At 69.6% G+C, this 18,662-nt stretch carries 18 protein-coding genes; 8 read left to right on the forward strand and 10 right to left on the reverse strand.

Features of this window, described 5'->3' with window-relative positions; translation table 11 throughout:
* Positions 1-808: CAP domain-containing protein (locus ACFOGJ_RS27655; RefSeq protein ID WP_379906521.1), on the reverse strand; the 808-nt coding region annotated here is incomplete at its 3' end.
* 7 nt (positions 809-815) lie between these two features.
* Positions 816-2,453 (reverse strand): GGDEF domain-containing protein, encoded by a 1,638-nt coding sequence (locus tag ACFOGJ_RS27660; RefSeq protein WP_379906522.1) that lies wholly within the window; start codon positions 2,451-2,453, stop codon positions 816-818.
* Positions 2,454-2,675: 222 nt separating this feature from the next.
* Here ACFOGJ_RS27660 and ACFOGJ_RS27665 point away from each other — a divergent pair, with 222 nt between their 5' ends.
* From ACFOGJ_RS27665 to arsJ, 3 genes are read left to right on the forward strand one after another with little or no spacing between them, the layout of a single operon-like run.
* Entirely contained in the window at positions 2,676-3,575 is a 900-nt protein-coding gene (locus ACFOGJ_RS27665) for a metalloregulator ArsR/SmtB family transcription factor (protein ID WP_379906523.1), read from the forward strand.
* Positions 3,576-3,594: 19 nt separating this feature from the next.
* A complete protein-coding gene (locus ACFOGJ_RS27670) occupies positions 3,595-4,614 on the forward strand; it encodes an ArsJ-associated glyceraldehyde-3-phosphate dehydrogenase (protein WP_379906524.1) in 1,020 nt (339 codons plus the stop codon).
* A complete protein-coding gene (gene arsJ, locus ACFOGJ_RS27675) occupies positions 4,611-5,918 on the forward strand; it encodes an organoarsenical effux MFS transporter ArsJ (RefSeq protein ID WP_379906525.1) in 1,308 nt (435 codons plus the stop codon). The genes ACFOGJ_RS27670 and arsJ overlap by 4 nt, the downstream gene beginning before the upstream one ends.
* Before the next feature lie 16 nt (positions 5,919-5,934).
* Here the strand turns inward: arsJ and ACFOGJ_RS27680 are convergent, their stop codons facing one another.
* The 3 genes from ACFOGJ_RS27680 to ACFOGJ_RS27690 all read right to left on the reverse strand — a co-directional run bounded on the left by ACFOGJ_RS27680 (position 5,935) and on the right by ACFOGJ_RS27690 (position 8,596).
* Positions 5,935-6,840, reverse strand: coding sequence for an aminotransferase class IV (locus tag ACFOGJ_RS27680; RefSeq protein ID WP_379906526.1), 906 nt, complete (start codon positions 6,838-6,840; stop codon positions 5,935-5,937).
* 86 nt (positions 6,841-6,926) lie between these two features.
* Complete coding sequence (locus ACFOGJ_RS27685; RefSeq protein ID WP_379906527.1) at positions 6,927-7,949, reverse strand: isopenicillin N synthase family dioxygenase; 1,023 nt, start codon at positions 7,947-7,949, stop codon at positions 6,927-6,929.
* A 20-nt stretch (positions 7,950-7,969) separates the two neighbouring features.
* Positions 7,970-8,596 (reverse strand): class I SAM-dependent DNA methyltransferase, encoded by a 627-nt coding sequence (locus ACFOGJ_RS27690; protein ID WP_379906528.1) that lies wholly within the window; start codon positions 8,594-8,596, stop codon positions 7,970-7,972.
* 541 nt (positions 8,597-9,137) lie between these two features.
* Here ACFOGJ_RS27690 and msrA point away from each other — a divergent pair.
* Positions 9,138-9,767, forward strand: a complete 630-nt coding sequence (gene msrA, locus ACFOGJ_RS27695; RefSeq protein WP_379906529.1) for a peptide-methionine (S)-S-oxide reductase MsrA — start codon at positions 9,138-9,140, stop codon at positions 9,765-9,767.
* Between the two features lie 15 nt (positions 9,768-9,782).
* Here the strand turns inward: msrA and ACFOGJ_RS27700 are convergent, their stop codons facing one another.
* From ACFOGJ_RS27700 to ACFOGJ_RS27715, 4 genes are all read right to left on the reverse strand, one after another.
* Entirely contained in the window at positions 9,783-10,949 is a 1,167-nt protein-coding gene (locus ACFOGJ_RS27700) for a lipid A deacylase LpxR family protein (RefSeq protein WP_379906530.1), read from the reverse strand.
* Positions 10,950-11,326: 377 nt separating this feature from the next.
* Positions 11,327-12,274 carry a VOC family protein gene (locus ACFOGJ_RS27705; RefSeq protein ID WP_379906531.1) on the reverse strand — a complete coding sequence of 316 codons (948 nt, stop codon included), beginning with the start codon at positions 12,272-12,274 and terminating at the stop codon, positions 11,327-11,329.
* A 316-nt stretch (positions 12,275-12,590) separates the two neighbouring features.
* Positions 12,591-13,214 (reverse strand): TetR/AcrR family transcriptional regulator, encoded by a 624-nt coding sequence (locus ACFOGJ_RS27710; protein ID WP_379906532.1) that lies wholly within the window; start codon positions 13,212-13,214, stop codon positions 12,591-12,593.
* Positions 13,211-14,626, reverse strand: a complete 1,416-nt coding sequence (locus tag ACFOGJ_RS27715) for an amidase (RefSeq protein WP_379906533.1) — start codon at positions 14,624-14,626, stop codon at positions 13,211-13,213. Before ACFOGJ_RS27715 ends, ACFOGJ_RS27710 begins: the two co-directional genes overlap by 4 nt.
* Before the next feature lie 281 nt (positions 14,627-14,907).
* Between ACFOGJ_RS27715 and ACFOGJ_RS27720 the strand changes: the two genes are divergently transcribed.
* From ACFOGJ_RS27720 to ACFOGJ_RS27730, 3 genes are all read left to right on the forward strand, one after another.
* Positions 14,908-15,303 carry a hypothetical protein gene (locus tag ACFOGJ_RS27720; protein WP_379906534.1) on the forward strand — a complete coding sequence of 132 codons (396 nt, stop codon included), beginning with the start codon at positions 14,908-14,910 and terminating at the stop codon, positions 15,301-15,303.
* A 120-nt stretch (positions 15,304-15,423) separates the two neighbouring features.
* On the forward strand, positions 15,424-15,732 hold the full coding sequence (locus ACFOGJ_RS27725; RefSeq protein WP_379906535.1) for an EthD family reductase: 309 nt from the start codon (positions 15,424-15,426) through the stop codon (positions 15,730-15,732).
* A 26-nt stretch (positions 15,733-15,758) separates the two neighbouring features.
* Entirely contained in the window at positions 15,759-16,493 is a 735-nt protein-coding gene (locus ACFOGJ_RS27730; RefSeq protein ID WP_379906536.1) for a GNAT family N-acetyltransferase, read from the forward strand.
* Positions 16,494-16,496: 3 nt separating this feature from the next.
* Here the strand turns inward: ACFOGJ_RS27730 and ACFOGJ_RS27735 are convergent, their stop codons facing one another.
* The gene (locus ACFOGJ_RS27735; protein ID WP_379906537.1) at positions 16,497-18,035 is read right to left on the reverse strand and encodes a UxaA family hydrolase; all 1,539 of its coding nucleotides are present in this window, start codon (positions 18,033-18,035) and stop codon (positions 16,497-16,499) included.
* 151 nt (positions 18,036-18,186) lie between these two features.
* Between ACFOGJ_RS27735 and ACFOGJ_RS27740 the strand changes: the two genes are divergently transcribed.
* A partial coding sequence (locus ACFOGJ_RS27740; protein ID WP_379906538.1) for an amidase family protein occupies positions 18,187-18,662 on the forward strand: 476 nt, incomplete at its 3' end.

Raw genomic sequence — 18,662 nt, forward strand, 5'->3', positions numbered from 1 at the left:
AGCGCTCGGCGAAGGCCCGCAGGTCGGCATCGGTGACCGCCCGGCCGCAGGCGCCGCAGGCCGCGCCCAGCACCACGATCCGCGCCCAGTCGCCGCGCGCCGCGGCCGGCAGGGCGGCGATGCTGTCCGCGGGCAGGGCGAGCGGCGCGCCGCCCGCCGGCAGCAGCGCCATCGCGGTTTCGGCCAGAACCTCCGAGGCCGCCAGCGGCGTGCGCCCCACCGCCCGCCGCGCCGTGCCGATCCGGTCGGCAACGAGGTCCGCGGCCACGGCCGGCGGCACGGCCTGGGCCGGCGTCTCGCCGCCGCCCACGCCGCTGTCCAACGGCGCGCCGGGGCCGGCAAAGACCTGCACCGCATAGAGCCCGTCCGCGCCGTCCCGCGCGATCCCGAAGCCGAACCGCTCGAACGCCGCGCCCAGCAGGTTCCGCCGATGGTCGGTGCTGGCCATCCAGCCGGCCTGCAGCCGCGCTATGCGCGCGGCACCGACCTCGCCGGCGCAGCCCTGGCAGTGGGCCAGGTTCTCCGCCACCGCCAGCCAGGGCGAGCCGCCGGCGGCCAGGAAGCGTTCCTTCGCCGTCTCCCCTTCCGGCGAGGCATGGTCGAAATAGTTTCGGCTGGCCATGTCGTCGGCATGGACCTGCGCCGTGCGGTTCAGCCGTTCGGACAGCGCCAGGGGCGGCAGGCCCGCGGCCTGCCGGTCGGCATTCACCGCGGCGAGCGCCTGCTCCGCCAACGGCGCGGCACCGGCCGTTGCGGCGATCGCCGGCCACAGGGCCAGCGCCAGAAGAAGCGACAGCAGGGCGCGCATCGCCGGCCTATGCGCCGCTGAGCGCGGCGTCCTCCGGCATCACGCTGACCCGGTCGCCCCCTGCCCGCTTGGCCACGTACATCGCCGCATCCGCGATCGAGATCAGGCCGTCCAGGCTGCTGCCGCCGGTGGTGGCGCCGACGCCGAAGCTGGCCGTCAGGGACATATCCGGCGCCGCCGCCCAGGCGCCACGCAGCTGTGCGACGGCGGCCCGCATCCGCTCCGCCACCGCGGCGGCATCGCGCGCGCCCCGGCCCGGCAGCGCCACGGCGAATTCCTCGCCGCCGATGCGGGCCAGGATCGCATCCTCCGGCGCATAGGCCAGGCAGGCATCGGCCACCGCCTCCAGGGCGCGGTCGCCGGCGGCATGGCCCCAGGTGTCGTTGATCGCCTTGAAGCGGTCGATGTCGAAGGCGACGATCGAGAAGGCGCGGCCGGCGTCCTGCGCCTCGCGCAGCATCGCTTCCGCCCGCTCGAAGAAGCTGCGGCGGTTCGGCAGGCGGGTCAGCTCGTCCGTCCGCGCCAGGGCGCTGAGTTCCGCCTCCAGCGCCCGTCGTGCCTCCAGCTCCCGCCGCAGGGCACGGCTGAAGCGGTAGAAGCGGTGCGCCACCAGGGAAACCAGGAGCAGCACCGCCAGCACCGCCGCCAGGGTCAGGTACAGCCAGTCCTGGTCCGGCTGCAGGTCGTTCTCGAAGACGAAGCCGTCCAGCGGGTAGTCGGCGGGCATCATGCCGGCCTCGGCGAAGACCTGGGCGATGTGGTGCCAGCGGGTTGGGCTGGAATAGCCGATATCGACGATGTCGATCAGCATCAGCCGCTTGATCTCCTCCGCCTCGAAGCCGAGCTTCAGGTGGTTCAGCTGCGGCGCATAGTCCCGCAGGATCAGGTCGATCACCTCGGAGGTATGCGCCAGGGCATAGTGCCAGCCGCGGATCGTCGCATCGCGGAAGGCGCGCACCGCCTCCGGGTTCTCGGCCGCGAAGGCCTCGTTCACGAACAGGGTGTCGCCGTAGAAGTCGATGCCGACCTCCCGCGGACTGAACACCTGGTAGGAGACCTGGGCCTGGATCAGGTCGTAGGGCTCGGTGGTGGTGTAGGCGGAGATGGCGTCGATCCGCCCGTCCGCCACCGCCAGCACGTTGCCGGGATGCGGCACCATCTTCACCCGGTCGATGTCGACCCCGGAGCGGTGCAGATAGGCCAGGCATTCCGCGGCATGTTCCTCCAGCCCCAGGACATGGCCGGGCAGGTCGCGCACCGTCTCCAGCCCCGACTCGCGGCGGGCCAGGATCACGAAGGGGGAGTGCTGCAGGATCGGCGCCACCACCTGGATCGGCTTGCCCGCCGCCCGGTCGATCAGCAGGGAGGAATTGCCGATGCCGAATTCGGCACGGCCCAGCACCACCGTCTGCACGGGGTCGACCTGCGGCCCGCCGGGCAGCAGCCCGACCTCCAGCCCGGCATCGCGGTAATAGCCCTGCGCCAGTGCGGCATAGAGCCCGGCGAACTGGAACTGGTGGGTCCATTTCAGCTGCACGCTGACCTGCAGCGGCGGCGTCTGCGCGACCACGCGCGCCTGTGCCGTCGCCGCCAGCAGGCAAAGCACCGCCAGCAATCCCAGGGCCGCCTGGACAGCCACGGACATCGCGGCTGGCTGACGGCGGCAATATCCTTTCCGGTCGTGCTGCGCCTGCGCTCTCATCGGGCCCGGAAGCGCTGCCCGCATGTTCCGCCATTCCTAGCGTAAGTCATTGGCTCTTCTGCCTGTACCACACTTGTCCTGTCCGGCCAGGGTAACGCAAGCGGCATGCCAGCGCGGGTGACATTTGCGATAGTCAGGATCTAATATTTCTGATATTCATGAATTATGGAATTGAAAGAAGTGACGGCCCTTGCCGCCCTGGCGCATCCCACACGGCTGGCGATCTTTCGCCTGCTGGTGCGGCGAGCGCCCGGCGATGTGCCGGCGGGAGAGATCGCGGCGGCGCTGGGGGTGCGGGCGAACACCCTGTCGCAGCAGCTCGCCCAGCTGTCCCATGCCGGGCTGATCGCCGCGGAGCGGCAGGGCCGGTCGATCCGCTACCGGGTGGTGGCGGAAGAGGCGCGGCACCTGGTCCGTTTCCTGGTGGCGGATTGCTGCAAGGGGCGGCCGGACCTGTGCGACCCGCTGGAGGTCCGGGCTTTGCGACGGCAGCCATGGCCGGCGCCGGAGGAGGAGAGAGAGATGTCGACCGACAACAAAGGCGAGGACTGGATCCTCAACGTTCTGTTCCTGTGCACCGGCAATTCCGCCCGTTCGCTGATGGCGGAAGCGATCCTGAACCGGGTCGGCCAGGGCCGTTTCCAAGGCTTCTCCGCCGGCAGCATGCCGCGCGGCGAGCCGCATGCCTTCGCGATGGACCTGTTGCGCAGGCTGAACTACCCGACCGGCGGGCTGCGCACCAAGAGCTGGGACGAATTCGCCGCGGCCGATGCCCCGCGGCTCGATTTCGTCTTCACCGTCTGCGACCAGGCGGCGAACGAGGCCTGCCCGGTCTGGCCGGGTCAGCCGATGACCGCCCATTGGGGCCTGCCCGACCCGGTGCAGGTGGCGGGCAGCGAGACGGAGCGCCGGCTCGCCTTCGCCGAAGCCTATCGCGGCCTGTTCAACCGGATCTCGATCTTCACCAGCCTACCGCTGGCCTCCCTCGACCGGCTGTCGCTGCAGCGGCGCCTGGACGAGATCGGCACGGCACAGGCGCCGGCCGGCGACCGGCTGCCGGCCTGAAGCTACGGAGAGGTCCATCATGCGCGTCGCGGTGAACGGCCTCGGCCGGATGGGCAAGCTGCTGCTGCGGCGCCTGTTCGATACCGGACTGGGGGACCGGGTCGCGCTGGTCAACGAGCCGGACGCGGATGCCGAGACCGCCGCCTTCCTGCTGGAGTTCGACAGCGTCCACGGCCGCTGGCGACAGCCGGTCGCCGCGCAGGACGGAGACCTTGAAGTGGACGGCCATCGGATCCGGCTGCAGCAGGTCGACCGGCTGGAGGAGCTGGATCTCGCCGGATGCGGCATCGACCTGGCGGTCGATTGCAGCGGCCGCTTCAAGAGCGCGGCGCGGCTGGCCCCCTATTTCGACCGCGGGGTGGAGACGGTGCTGGTCTCCGCCCCGGTGAAGGAGACGGCGGCGCTGAACATCGTCTACGGGGTCAACCACGAGCTCTACGATCCGGCGCGTCACCACCTGCTCACGGCGGCAAGCTGCACCACCAACTGCCTGGCGCCGGTGGTCAAGGTGGTGCACGAGCGCTTCGGCATCGTCCACGGCTCGATCACCACCATCCACGACGTCACCAACACCCAGACCCTGGTGGACCGGCCGCACAAGGACCTGCGCCGCGCCCGCTCCGCCCTGACCTCCCTGATCCCGACCACCACCGGCTCGGCGACGGCGATCGGCCTGATCTATCCGGAGCTGGCGGGCCGGCTGAACGGCCATGCCGTGCGGGTGCCGCAGCTCAACGCCAGCCTGACCGACTGCGTCTTCGAACTGGCACGCGACACGACGGAGGCAGAGGTCAACGCCGCCTTCAACGAAGCCGCGGAGGGCCCGCTGCGCGGCATCCTGGGCTTCGAGGCGCGGCCGCTGGTCTCCGCCGACTATCTGGACGATCCGCGCTCGGCGATCGTCGACGGCCCCTGCACGATGGTGGTGAACCGCCGGCAGCTGAAGGTCTATGCCTGGTACGACAACGAATGGGGCTATGTCTGCCGCATGGCGGACATCCTGGCGATGGTGGCCGCGGCACGGGATACGTCGCCATGACCACGCCTGAGGGCGGGACCGGCGCCGCTTCCGCCGCCTCCGGCCTGGGCGCCTATGCCACCGTCACCGGCGCCTACTGGGCGCTGATGCTGACCGACGGCACCTTGCGGATGCTGGTGCTGCTGCATTTCCACAGCCTGGGCTACGACCCGATCCAGCTCGCCTACCTGTTCCTGCTCTACGAATTCCTGGGCATGATCACCAACCTGGCGGCCGGCTGGATCGCCGCCCGCTTCGGCCTGACCCTGACCCTCTATGCCGGGCTCGCCACCCAGGTCGCGGCGCTGCTGGCGCTGGCGCAGCTGCAGGCGGACTGGCCGGTGACCGCCTCCGTGCTGTTCGTGATGGCGGTGCAGGGGGCGGCCGGCATCGCCAAGGACCTGACCAAGACCAGCGCCAAGAGCGCCGTGCGCCTGCTGGTGCCCGACGGGGCGCGCGGCCGCCTGTTCCGCTGGGTGGCGCTGCTGACCGGGTCGAAGAATGCAGTGAAGGGCCTGGGCTTCCTGGCCGGCGCGCTGCTGCTGGCGCTGGCCGGCTTCGAGGCGTCGCTCTACGGCATGGCGGCCCTGCTCGGCCTGACCTGCCTCGGCTGCATGATCGCGATGCCACCGGGCCTGCCGGCCGGGCGCGGCAAGGTGCCGTTCCGGGAGATCCTGTCGAAATCCGCCAACGTCAACTGGCTATCGGCCGCCCGCCTGTTCCTGTTCGGCGCCCGCGACATCTGGTTCGTGGTCGGGGTGCCGATCTACTTCTACGAGGTGCTGTCGGATGGCGGCACGGAGGGAAGGCGCGAGGCCTTCATGCTGGTCGGCGGCTTCATGGCGCTGTGGATCATCGGCTATGGCGCCGTGCAGGCGGCCACGCCGCGGCTGCTGAACCTCGCGGCCGAGGCGGCACAGGACGAGCCGGGCCAGGACCAGCCGGGGGCCATCCGCAAGGAGCGGCGCGCCGTCCTGCGCTGGGGGGCCGCACTGGCCGCACTGCCGGCGCTGCTGGCCGCGACCGTGCTGGCGACACCGTCCTTCCCGCTGCTGACCACCGGCATCCTGGTGGCCGGGCTGCTGCTGTTCGGCGCCCTGTTCGCGGTGAACTCCGCGCTGCACTCCTTCCTGATCCTGGCCTTCAGCCGGGCGGAGCGGGTGACCATGGATGTCGGCTTCTACTACATGTCGAATGCCGCGGGGCGGCTGGTCGGCACCCTGCTGTCGGGACTGAGCTACCAGGCCCTCGGCCTGGCCGGCTGCCTGGCGGCCTCTGCCGCCTTCGTCGCGCTCAGCCTGGCGGCGGCATCGCGGCTGCGCTGATGCACGGCAACCCCGGCTAGGGGTCGATCTCCGTGCCGTGGCGGCCGCTGGCGCGCATCTCCCAATAGGCCTCGTCCAGCCGGCGGGAGAGCGGCCCCGGCACAGGTCCCCTCAGGGGTCGTGCGGAGACCTCCCGCACCGGCAGCACCCCGCCGGCGGTGGAGGTGGTGAAGACCTCGTCGGCGCTGTACAGGTCGAAGGCGGTCAGGTTCGCCTCCCGCACCGGGATGCCCAGTTCCGCCGCCAGTTCCAGGATGGTTGCGCGGGTGATGCCGCGCAGGATCGCCTCGCCCGGCGTGTACAGGGTGCCGCCCTTCACCGCGAACAGGTTCGACGCCGGCCCCTCCGCCACATGGCCGCGATCGTCCAGCCAGACCACGTCGTCATAGCCGGCGGCCATCGCCTCCATCTTGGCGAGCTGGAAATGCAGCCGGTCGAGGCATTTGTAGCGCGGGTCCAGGTTCTGCGGGCCGAAGCCGCGCAGATGGCTGATCATCAGGCGGATGCCGTTCCGGCGGCCGGCCTCGTCCGCCAGGAAGATGTAGGGCGCCGCCCAGATCAGCACGGTCGGCACGCAGTCGCGCGGATCCGCGACGATCTGCTGCGGCACGCCGCGGGTGACGATGAAGCGGATGCTGGCATCGCGCAGGTTGTTGCGGCGGCAGGTCTCGATGATCGCGGCCTGCCACTCCTCGCGGCTCAGCGGCGATGGCAGCCGGGTCGCCTGCAGGGAGTCGAAGAAGCGGTCCAGATGCTGGTCCAGCTTGAACAGCCGCCCCTGCCAGGCGGACACCACGTCGAAGATGCCGTCGCCCAGCAGGAAGCCCTGGTCGAGCGGCGAGATCCCCGCCTGGCTGAGCGGCCTGTAGCTGCCGTTCAGGTAGAGGATCGGTTCCGCCGGCTGCTGTCCGGTCTCGCTCATGTCCTGGCCTCCCGCCAATACCGTCCGCGGCAGCCTACAATGATAGGCTGCCGACGGACAGGGCGGGCAGGTCGGACAGGACCCGGCTAGTCGGCCGCTTCCTGCAGATGCGGGAAGGTGGCGAGATATTTCGAGAACTTGTGGTCGCCACAGGTGACGGAGCGACCCTTCGGCCGGTCGCCCGCATCGGCCAGGCCGTCGATCGGCTCGATCAGCGCGTCATAGTCGCTGTCCATAAAGAACGGGTAGGAATAGCGGCGCAGCCCGTGGGTGTTGATCACCCGGTGCAGGGTCGCGGTGTAGATCCCGTTGGTCAGGACCTCCATCAGGTCGCCGATATTGACGATGAAGGTGCCCGGCAGGGGCGGCACATCGATCCATTCGCCGGTCTTGGCACGCACCTGCAGGCCGCCGATATCGTCCTGCCCCAGGATCGTCAGGCTGCCATAGTCGGTATGCGCGCCGCAGCCGGTGGTGCCGGGCTCCGGGTCCGGTTCCTGCGGCGGATAGTGCTGCAGCCGCAGCACGGTGATCGGGTGGCGCAGGATCGGCGCGAAATGGTCGGCATCGAGGCCCAGCCCCAGGGCGACGCCGCGGAACAGATGGCGGGTCAGGTCGACCATCTTCTCGTGATAGGCGAGCACATCCCGCTTGCCGTCTTCCCAGCCCTGGGGCCAGGGATTGGGACCGAAGAACGGCAGGTCGGCGTCCGGCTCCTCCGCCCCCAGGTCGTAGGCTTCCTTCAGGTCGACATTGACCCCGGGGTCCAGATTCTCCCCCGACAGCGGGATATAGCCGCGCAGGGTGCGGCCGCTGCGCTCGATATGCAGGGCCTGCTTGACCGCGTCGGGCATGGCGAAGAACTCCGCCGCCCGGTCCAGCATGCCCTGCCGCTCCGCCTCCGCAATGCCGTGGTTCTTGATATACATGAAGCCGACATCGCGGAACGCGGCATGGATGGCCCGCGCCGGCGTCATCGGATCGCTGCCGTCCAGCAGCGGGCCGATATCCACCACCGGGATTTCGGCCGGCGCCGCGGCCTCCACGGCGGCGGCGCCATCGGCCGCCGGGACATGCCCGGCGGCCTTCTTCTGCGTCGTTTCAGTCATATCCAACAGTTCTGGTTCGTTCAGGCGACCTTCTTGGCGCTCTTGGCTGCCGCCGGCGGCCGGACGATCCAGTAGTCCGCCTGCTCGTCGGAGATGTAAGGCGCGCCGATGATCACCTCGTCCAGGGTCAGGGTGCCCTTCTTCTCCTGGTCGCGACACCATTCCTCGAACTTGTGCTCGCTGGTGTAGCGCTGCCGGGTCGACAGCACGATCACGCCATCCTCGCTGAGCAGCGGGACGAGGTTCAGCAGCGCCTCCGGCGGCACATGGCCGAGGGTGAAGACGCCGCAGCTCAGGATCGCGTCGAACCGGGTCGCACCGAAGCAGGTCACCGGTTCCTCGAGATTGATGTCGCCATGCAGCTCGCAGTAGGTGCCGGTGCCTTCCGCCTTGTCGACCATCTCCTGCGACAGGTCGCAGCCATAGATCTTGGGAAAGCCCAGCTTCTCGAGCTCGACGCCGACCAGGCCGGTGCCGCAGCCGGCGTCCAGGATACGGACGTCCTTCTTCGCAGTGCCCGGATTGCGGTCGGCCATGCCCTTCAGCAGCTTGGCGCCGAGCTTCGCGATATAGGCGGGGCCGGTATAGCCGTGCGAGGACACGTCATCGTCGTACGTACCTGCCCAGTCCGAGTAATGCGCCGACAATTCATCGACATTTCCAGAGAGATCATGCGCCGACGTAATGTTGTGAACGGCTTCCTCATTGACCTCTTGTTCTTTCGTTGAATTCGACATTACAAATTCCCCACTTTGTAGACAGTGCCGGGACCATACGTGATGCGCTGAAATGTGTAAAGGGTGTGTGCCGTATTTTATTATTTCAAAGTTGTGACTTACTAAAATCGAAACTCTATTCTGCGCATTTTGAATATTGCAGCGCAATATTCTTGGCCGGCATCTTTCGCTGGCTCAGTTTTCTGCTGGAACCCTGTGGAATTCGATCCGGTAAGGGTCAGCGTCTTCCGCGGAAGGATCGAAATCCTCCTGTCTCCCGTGCGGCCCCTGTCCCCCGTGTGGCCCTGTCCCCCGTGCGGCGATGCAACCGCTCACTGGATTGTGCCTCGACAACCGCTGCCGCCGGGCTCAGACATGGTGAAACCCCTCCGCGCAGGATGGGTTCCATCATCGACGGCCCGCTGTGCCGCCGCAGGGAGGTCGGGCCGATGCGCCAGAGTGGGAGGGATCGATGATCCGGCCATTTGCGTGCGGCGCCGCCGCCGCCATCCTCGTCGCCAGCCTCGCCCTCTCAGCGGGCGCTGCCACCGCACAGGAGCGGGCGACCGCGGTGTTCGCCGGCGGCTGCTTCTGGTGCGTGGAATCCGATTTCGACCAGGTCCCCGGCGTGCTGGAGACCCTGTCCGGCTATACCGGCGGGCATGTCGCCGATCCCGGCTACCGGCAGGTCACCGCCGGCGGCACCGGCCATCGCGAGGCGGTGAAGGTCAGCTACGACCCGTCCCGGGTCAGCTATCCGGAGCTGCTGACGGTGTTCTGGCATTCGGTCGACCCGACCGACGCGGGCGGCCAGTTCTGCGACCGCGGGCAGTCCTACACGACGGCCGTCTTCGTCGATGGCGAGGCACAGCGCGAAGCGGCGGAGGCGTCGAAGGCGGAGGTCGCGGCCCGGCTGGAGGCGCCGATCGCCACCAGCATCGAGCCGGCGGGACCGTTCTACGCAGCCGAGGACTATCACCAGGACTATTACCGGAAGAACCCGTTGCAGTACGAGTTCTACCGCTGGCGCTGCGGCCGCGACGGCCGCATCGAGGACCTCTGGGGGGAAGACGCCTTCAAGGGCATTCCCGACAAGGGCTGATCCGGCGCGGGAAGGTCAGAACTTCACCGCCAGGCTGACCGAGCCGAAGATCTGCGGCTCGCTCTGGGTCTCGAACTCCTTGGTGCGGGTGACGATCGTGTAGGACAGCTGGGTGGCGCCGAAGGTCAGGACGAGCCCGCCCTGGAAGTCCGCCACCAGCGGCCGCTTCGTCACGCTCGCGCTGTCCTGGAAGGTGTTGCCGTCCAGGAAGATGTTGCGCGCCACCGCGCGCCCCTCCACTGCGCCGAACAGGTACCAGCCGAAGCCGTCCACCGCCTCGAAGAAGCCGCTGCCGCCGACGGCCGGGCGGATCCGCGGCGGCCCGTAGTCGTTGCGCAGGTCCTCGCCGAAGCGCACCGTCAGGCCGGCCTTGGCCTGCGTCTGCAGGGTGCCCAGGCTGAAGCCGTAATGCGGGGTCAGGTCCAGTTCCGGCCCCAGTACCCGGCGCGTCAGCCAGGCCCGATCGCGCTGTTCGAACATGACGGAGAAGGCGAGTTCGTCGTGGAGCTGGTTGTCCCAGCCATTCGCCTCGGCCACGCCGATCAGGTCGTGCACGTCGTTCTGCACCGTTTCCGCCCCCGCGCTGGGGCCGACCATGCCGACCTGCAGGGCCGCCAGGCGCAGCCGGTCGGCGCGCTGGGCGAAGATGGAATATTCGCCGTAGAGCCAGCCGGCATAGGGATGCTGGTCCGGCAGAGGCTGGCGCGCCTCGATATCCTCCGGCGTGAAGATGCTCTGGCCGATGGCGAGGCCGTAGCGCACCTCGTCGACTCCTTCCGCTCCCAGCACGAACCCGGCGATGCCGCGATGCCAGTCGCCCAGCCCGTCCACCGGGGCGGAGACGTAGGACATGCGAAGGCCGTTGGTGTAGTTGCGGTCGGTGCCTGCGAAGACGTCGTTCTCCCAGATCAGCGACAGGGTTCCGCGATCATGGTCGCGCTCGCCTTCCTGGGCGACCGGCACCTCGGCCCTGGCCGGCGGCGGGTCCGCCTTGTCGAAGACCGCAGGCCCGTCGCCCTCCGCTCGCGCTGCCGGCACGGGCTCCGGCGGCACCGGCGCCTGGTCGGTCGGAGCCGGTGGCGCGGGCGCTTCCACCGCCGGGGCACGGACACCGACTGTGCGGACATCCGCCGGGCGGACCTCCGCCGCCTCCGCCGCGGGCGCACCGGCACAGATGGACACGCCCCCTGCCAGCGCCAGGACGCAGCCCAGGCCGGCCCTCCCTGGCCTTCCGCAGATCTGCTGCCACCGCCCCGTCACGTTCCGCTCCGTTCTTCCCGGATCCCCGCCAATCGCACCGCTGCAGAACGCAGCCGCCGGCATTCGGTTCCGGCCGGAAGCCTAGCGGCTGAATGCATTGCCGCAACCTGCGCATCGCCGCGGAGCCCGTGCACCGCCCGAAAAGGAACCCGGAAACGAAACGGGCGCCCGCTCCGGCCGCTGGTGCCGGGACGGGCGCCCGTCCGGGATGGCCTGGCGCGATCGCGACCGCGCGGCCAGGTCAGTAAGCCGGGTCAGTACTTGCCGGATCAGTACTTGCCGGATCAGTACTTGCCGGATCAGTACTTGATTGGGCCCAGCATGGCGATGATTTCCTCCTTCTTATGGGAGAACTGGGGGGAAACCATGATGTCCTCGCCGATATGCTCCGGCGCCTCGTCCTCCGCCCAGGCCTTCGGCTTGGTGACGGCGGCCTCGAACAGCGCGCCGCCCGGGGTGCGGACATAGACGCTGTCGAAATAGCCGCGGTCCTTGCGGTCGGAAAAATCGGTGTAGCCAAGGCCCTCGACGAACAGCTTGTACTGTTCCTGCTTCTCCAGGCTGTCGATGTCGAAGGCGCAGTGGTGGACGATGCCCTCACCGAAGGTCCAGGAGCCCTGCGGGCTGTCCGGGTCACGGACGACGTCGATATGGGTCGACGAGCCGCCCTTGCCCATCTGGTAGCGCTTCACCGCCGCCTCGTCGGCCACCCGGTCGCTGCTCCAGGCGCCGGTGAGGAAGTCGTCCATCACGTCGGTGTCGCGGACATTCACCTCGATCCCGTGCATGCCGTAGATGCCGGAATCCTTCGGCACGTCAGCGCCCTCGAAGGCGCGGCGGCCCTGCGACGGCGTCTCCACCAGGACATAGGGGATACCGTGCGGGTGCACGAAGGACACCCGCTTCTCGCCGAAGCGCTCGCCCTCCGTCGCATCGAAGCCGTGCTGGCGCAGGCGGTCCAGCCAGAAGCGCGACGAGCCTTCCGGGATCGCCAGCATCAGGGTCTTGATCTGGTTGGTGCCCTGTCGCCCCTTGATGCCGGTATGGCGCATCGCGAAGGTCGTCACGATGGACCCCGGCTGGCCGTCGGCATTGCCGTAGTACAGGTGGTAGATCGGCACCTGGCCGTCATAGAGCAGCGTCTTCTTCACACTGCGCAGCCCCAGCACCTGGGTATGGAAGTCGTAATCCTCCTGCGCGTCGCCGACGCAGAGGGTGATGTGATGCAGATGGTTGAGCTCTTTCATGACGTCCCCTTCTGACCCGTTCGCCGACCGCGCGCAGCCCGATTTCCCGGTGCAGGCGTATTGTGCAGGCGGCACTGTTCGACAGGCGTTTCCAAAACGGATGGTCGGCCATCGGCCGCGCCGACCGGGCGGATGCAGGGGAAGCGCATGCGGGCCGCCTGACGCAGGCGGCCGCGCGTGGACAGCCCCGACGGAGGATGGCGCCGACCTTCCTTCCGACGTATCACCATCCTTCACAGAGTCAATCGATTGATTGTTCCCCCATTGGGGACACTGTGTCGACAACCAAGCCGCCTGATGCGACATGGCGGACGATTCACGGCCCGTCGTGCCGCGCAAGCGCGCCCGCCGCCAGGGTGACGAGGTCGCGGATCCGCGCTTCCGTATCGGCCTGCGCCTCGCCCGGCTGTTTCATGCCGGACAGCGCGGCGACCAGGATCTCCGCCACCCGCTCCGGCGCCAGCCCCAGCGCGGCGAGGCGGGTTTCGCCGTCCCTCTCCGCCGCCGCGAGGCTCCGGGCGAGCAGGTCGCGGAAACGCGCGGTCGCCGCCCGCGTCACATCGTCCGCCAGGCTGTCGTTCACGTCCAGAAGCTCCGCCGCGTGCGGCGATTCCGCCAGGATGTCGAGCAGCACCCGTTCGCGGCCCAGCAGGCCGGCGGCAAGCCGCGCCTCGAACGGCCCCTCCCGCGACAACCCGGCCGCGGCGGCGTCCACTGCACGCGCCTGCAGCGCCTCCGACAGGGAGCGGAAGATATCCTCCTTGTTCCGGAACTGCAGGTAGAGGGCCGGCCGCGACAGTCCGGCGGCCCTGGCGATGTCGGCCATGGACGTGCGGCGGAAGCCGTACAGGCCGAAGGCGGTCATCGCCGCCTCCAGCACCTGCCGCCGCCGCTCGCCCCGGCCGCCCCCTTCGCGTCCCTCCTCCCGTTCCGTGGTCATGCCGCTTTCGGATCGGGCATGCGGAACGGCTGGCGCCGCTCGAAGGCCTGGGCGGCGCGCAGCACGTCGAGATCCGCGAAGCGCGCGCCGACGATCTGCAGCGCGACCGGCAACCCGTCCGGCGCCAGCCCGCAGGGCACCGTCGCGGCCGGCTGCCCGGTCAGGTTGAACGGATAGGTGAAGGGCGACCATTCCCACCAGCGCTGCATGCCGCTGCCTTCCGGGAATTCCAGGCCGGCGGTAAAGGCGGTCAGCGGCAGCTGCGGCGTGACCAGCAGGTCATAATGCTCGTGGAACTCCCCCATCGCGCGGCACAGCGCCTCCCGCCGGCCGGTCAGGCGTGCCAGGTCCATCGCCGAGAGCGCTTGGGCGGCCTGCCCCATCGCCACCACCGGCGGTTCCATCAGCGGCCACTTCTCCGCCCCCAGCTTGTCCAGCAGCTGCGACAGGCCATGCCCCCAGAAGCCCGCCAGGATTTCCAGCGGATCGTCGAACACCCGCTCCACCTGCTCCACCTCGGCGCCGGCCTCCGCCAGCACCGGCACGGCGGCCGCCACCGCGGCGGCGACGTCGGGCGTCACGCGGGCATAGCCGAGGGTGGGACTGAAGGCGATGCGCAGACCGGCCAGCGGCCGCTCCGCTGGCTCGCCGCGCAGCGCCGCCGCATAGCTTTCCACCGGCCGCGGCACGCCATAGGGATCGCGCGGATCCATCCGCGCAATCACGTCCAGCATCAGGGCAAGGTCCATCGTACTGCGCGCCATCGGCCCGGTATGGGACAGGCTGCCCATGATGCTGGGCGGGTATTTCCCGACCAGGCCGTAGGTCTGCTTGATGCCCGGCACGCCGCAGAAGCCGCAGGGCATGCGGATCGACCCGGCACCGTCAGAACCCAGGTGCAGCGCGCCCTGGCCCAGCGCCGCCGCGGCACCGGCACCGCCGGAGGAGCCGCCGCAGGTGCGCTCCGGGTTCCAGGGATTGCGGCTGATGCCGGTCAGCGGACTGTCGGTCACCCCCTTCCAGCCGAATTCCGGCGTCGTGGTCTTGCCCAGGAAGACGGCGCCGGCTTCGCGCATCCGCGCCACCGGCGGCGCATCCTCTGCCACCGGGGCCGGGTCGGTCGCGCGGCTGCCGGACCGGTAGGGCCAGCCGGCGGCGGGCATCAGGTCCTTGATGCCCGTCGGCACGCCGTCGACCGGGCTCAGCATGGTGCCGTTACGCCAGCGCGCCTCCGCCGCGCGGGCTGCAGCCAGCGCCGCCGGACGGTCCACATGGCACCAGGCATTGTAGACCGGGTCCAACGCCTCGATGCGGGACAGCGCCGCCTCCGTCGCTTCGACAGGCGACAGGCTGCCGGCGCGATAGGCCTCTGCCAGGGCTTCGGCGGTGAGCAGGTGAAGGGGAACGGACATCGGATTCCTGACATTCTTGACCAATTTTGTCATTCTGACATATTGAAGAAAATCGTCAGAACGTCCGCAACCATAGCCGCCGCACACAGGTAGGCAAGCATGCCGACACAGGTCCTCGTCATCGGCATCGCCGGCAGCCATGTCGCCATCCGGCTGCTGCAGCGCGGCGACGATGTCCCGGGCGTCACGGCTTTGTCTGAGACCCGGTCCGCGGGAACCCCAAGCCGTGGCCCCCGTTATCCGGCCACAGGTCGACTCCAACGGATGACGGAGACGGAGCGATGCGGCTCATTCCCTATCTCGCAGCGGGCAGTCTGGCGCTTTCCCTTGCCGGACCGGCCCTGACTGGACTGGCTCTGACTGGACCGGCGCTGGCGCAAACCTCCCATCTGTGCGCCGGCGTCAGCGACACCGGCCAGGACGAGACCATGGCCAAGGACTTCTCCCTGAAGATGGTCTACGCGGAACCCGGCGGCGCCTATCTCGGCGACGTGTCGACGAAGATCGCCGGCCCGGACGGCAAGGTGCTGGTCGACGCCCGCTGCGACGGGCCCTGGCTGCTGGCCGCCCTGCCGCAGGGCAGTTACGAGGTCACCGCGACCTTCGAGGGGCAGAGCAAAACGCAGACCGTGACCGTCGGCGGCAGCGGGCAGACCGAGCAGGTGATCCGCTTCTGACCGGCCGGTCCGGCGGGTCGCCCGGATCTGGGGACAAACTCTGGCCAAGCGGCGGCACCGGCACTACGCTCCCTTCGCAAAACCGGCGGGGCCATCCCGCCGCACCGCGGAGGGAGCCCCATGTTCGTCATCAACGTCTTGTACCCCAACGATCCCGGCAGCAAGTTCGACATGGACTACTACACCTCCAAGCACCTGCCGCTGGTGCAGGAACTGATGGGGCCGATGGGTCTGCGCGGCCTCAGCTTCTACCAGCCGATGGACATGATGGGCACGCCGCCCTACCAGGTCGTGGCAGAGCTGCAGTTCGACGACGCGGCGACCGCGCAGGCGGCACTGGCCAAGCACGGCGCGGCGACCCAGGGCGACATCCCCAACTTCACCGACGTCCAGGCCAAGGTGGTCCTCGGCACGGTGACGACGGCCTGACCGGGACGCCAGAGCGGAACCTGGACATGGATACGGCGGCGGCGCCGCGCCGGAACGATCGCGGCCAGCCGGTCGGCACGGCCCTGCCCGACTGGCAGCCCCGTCCGCCGCCGCCGCGCACGGCGATGGCCGGCCGCTTCTGCCGGATCGAGCCGCTGGACCCGGCGCGGCATGGCGACGAACTGTTCGACGCCTTCGCCGCCGATGTCGACGGCAGCGACTGGACCTATCTGGGCTATGGCCCGTTCGACGGCCGGACGGCTTTCCGCGGCTGGCTGGACGGCTGCACCGCGGACGACCCGCTGTTCCACACAATCATCGATTCCGCATCCGGCCATGCCACCGGCATGGCCGCCTTCATGCGGATCGATCCCGCGATGGGCGTGGTGGAGATCGGCCATATCCACCTGGCGCCCGCGCTGCAGCGCCGCCCGGCCGCGACCGAGGCGATGTTCCTGTTCATGGCGCGGGTGTTCGACGAACTCGGCTATCGCCGTTTCGAATGGAAGTGCGACAGCCTGAACGCGCCGTCCCGCCGCGCCGCCCTGCGGCTGGGCTTTTCCTATGAGGGGCTGTTCCGCCAGGCGCTGGTCTACAAGGGCCGCAACCGCGACACCGCCTGGTACGCGATGACCGACGGCGACTGGCCGTCGCGCAAGGCGGCCTTCCAGGCCTGGCTGGACCCGGCGAATTTCGATGCCGACGGCCGCCAGCGCCGCGGCCTGGCGGAGCTCCGCAGCGCCCAGAGTCCCGGCGACTGAGGTCTACATCGTCGCGCCGATCTGCCAGGGCACGTATTCGAAGCCGCCATAGCCCAGCGCCTCGCTCTTCGTCTCCGCGCCGGAGGCCACCTCCAGGATGCGGGCGAAGATCTCCGCCCCCTTCTGCGCAACGGTGGTGCCGCCGGTGGCGATGGTGCCGCAGTCGATGTCCATGTCCTCGCGCATCTTCTCGAACAGCGCGGAATTGGTGGCCAGCTTCAGGGTCGGCGCGGGGCGCGAGCCGAAGGCGGAGCCGCGGCCCGTGGTGAAGCAGACGATGTTGGCGCCGGCGGCGATCTGCCCGGTGACCGAGGCGGGGTCGTAGCCGGGCGAGTCCATGAACACGAAGCCGCGGCTCTTCACCCGCTCCGCATAGAGCAGCACGTCCATCAGCCCGGTGGTGCCGCCCTTCGCCGCCGCGCCCAGCGACTTCTCCAGGATCGTGGTCAGCCCGCCGGCCTTGTTGCCCGGGGACGGGTTGTTGTTCATCTCCGCGTCGTTGCGGGCGGTATAGCCCTCCCACCAGGCGATGCGGTCCAGCAGCTTGCGGCCCACCGCCTCGCTGGCGGCGCGGCGCACCAGCAGATGCTCCGCGCCGTAGATCTCCGGCGTCTCCGACAGGATCGCGGTGCCGCCCTGCGCCACCACCAGGTCGGCGGCGCGGCCCAGGGCCGGGTTGGCGGTGATGCCGGAATAGCCGTCGGAGCCGCCGCATTGCAGCGCCACCACCAGTTCCGAGGCGGGCACCGCCTGCCGCTGCGCGCCGGCAAGGTCGGGCAGCATCTCGCGGATGCGGGCGACCGCCGCCTCCACCGTGCGGCGGGTGCCGCCGCTCTCCTGGATGGTCAGGGCGTGGAAGCGGCTGCGGTCGCCCATCTCGTACTTCTGCGCCAGGCGGGCGATCTGCATCACCTCGCAGCCCAGGCCGACGAACAGGGCGGCACAGACATTGGGATGGGTGGCATGGCCCCACAGCACCCGCTCCAGGTTTTCCAGTCCCGGCCCCGGGGTCAGGCCGCAGCCGGTGTCGTGGCCCAGCGCGACGATGCCGTCGATCTCCGGGTAATCGTCCAGCATGCCGGAACGCTCGACCGCGTCGGCGATGTAGCGCACCACCGTCGCCGCGCAGTTCACCGTGGCGCAGAGGGCGATCATGTTGCGGGTTCCGGCGCGGCCGTCCGCCCGGCGGAAACCCAGGAACTGCGCCCGCTCCGCCGCCGGCACCATCTCCGTCGGCCGGTAGTCGGTGCCGATCGCATCCGCGCTTTCATGCGCGCCCATCGCGCAGTTGTGGACATGGACATGGGCGCCGGCGGGAATGGCTTCGGTCGCCCAGCCGATGATCTGGCCGAACTTGCGGACCGGTTGCCCGGCGGCGATGTCGCGCACGGCGACCTTGTGGCCGCTGTCGATCGCCTCCCGCACCCGCGCGCCCTGCGGGCCGCCGGCCACCGCCAGCCCGGCGCCTTCCGCCACCCGGCGCAGCGCCACCGCCACATCGTCCTGCGGCGTCAGCCGCAGCAATGCCCCATCGCCATCCATGTCTTTCCTCCCGGCGCTTGTCGCCCAGCAGCCGCCGGCCGGCGCCGGGCCCCGCGGCAACCCCGCAGTAAGCTCTGGCCGGACGGCCCCGTGTCGCGCAGAATGACCGCCAAACAAACGTGCCGACGCATGCCGCAGGGGGAAAGCCGCAATGTCAATGCCCGAGTTCGACAGCTACGACGCGCTCGACCTGGCGGAACTGGTGCGCACCCGCCAGGTGACGGCCCTGGAACTGGTCGACGAGGTGATCGAGCGGCTGGAAACGGTGCAGAACTCCGTCCACCCGCTGGCGATCGAGCATTTCGAGATGGCGCGGACCCGGGCCCGCGAGCCGCTGCCGGAGGGGCCGCTGGCCGGCGTGCCCTGGCTGATGAAGAACCTGCTGCTGATGGCGGAGGGCACGGTCACCTCCAACTCCCTGACCTTCCTGGCGCAGGCCGTCGCCCCGCATGACAGCGAGATGGTGCGCCGCGCCAGGGCCGGCGGCATGATCCTGGTCGGCAAGACCAACGTGCCGGAGTTCGGCTACTGCATCTCCACCGAGCCGGCGATGTACGGGCCGACCCGCAACCCCTGGAACCTGGAGCGGGTCGCCGGCGGCTCCAGCGGCGGCTCGGCGGGCGCGGT

Source organism: Marinibaculum pumilum, from assembly GCF_042646425.1.
Classification (GTDB): Bacteria; Pseudomonadota; Alphaproteobacteria; order Ferrovibrionales; family Ferrovibrionaceae; genus Marinibaculum; species Marinibaculum pumilum.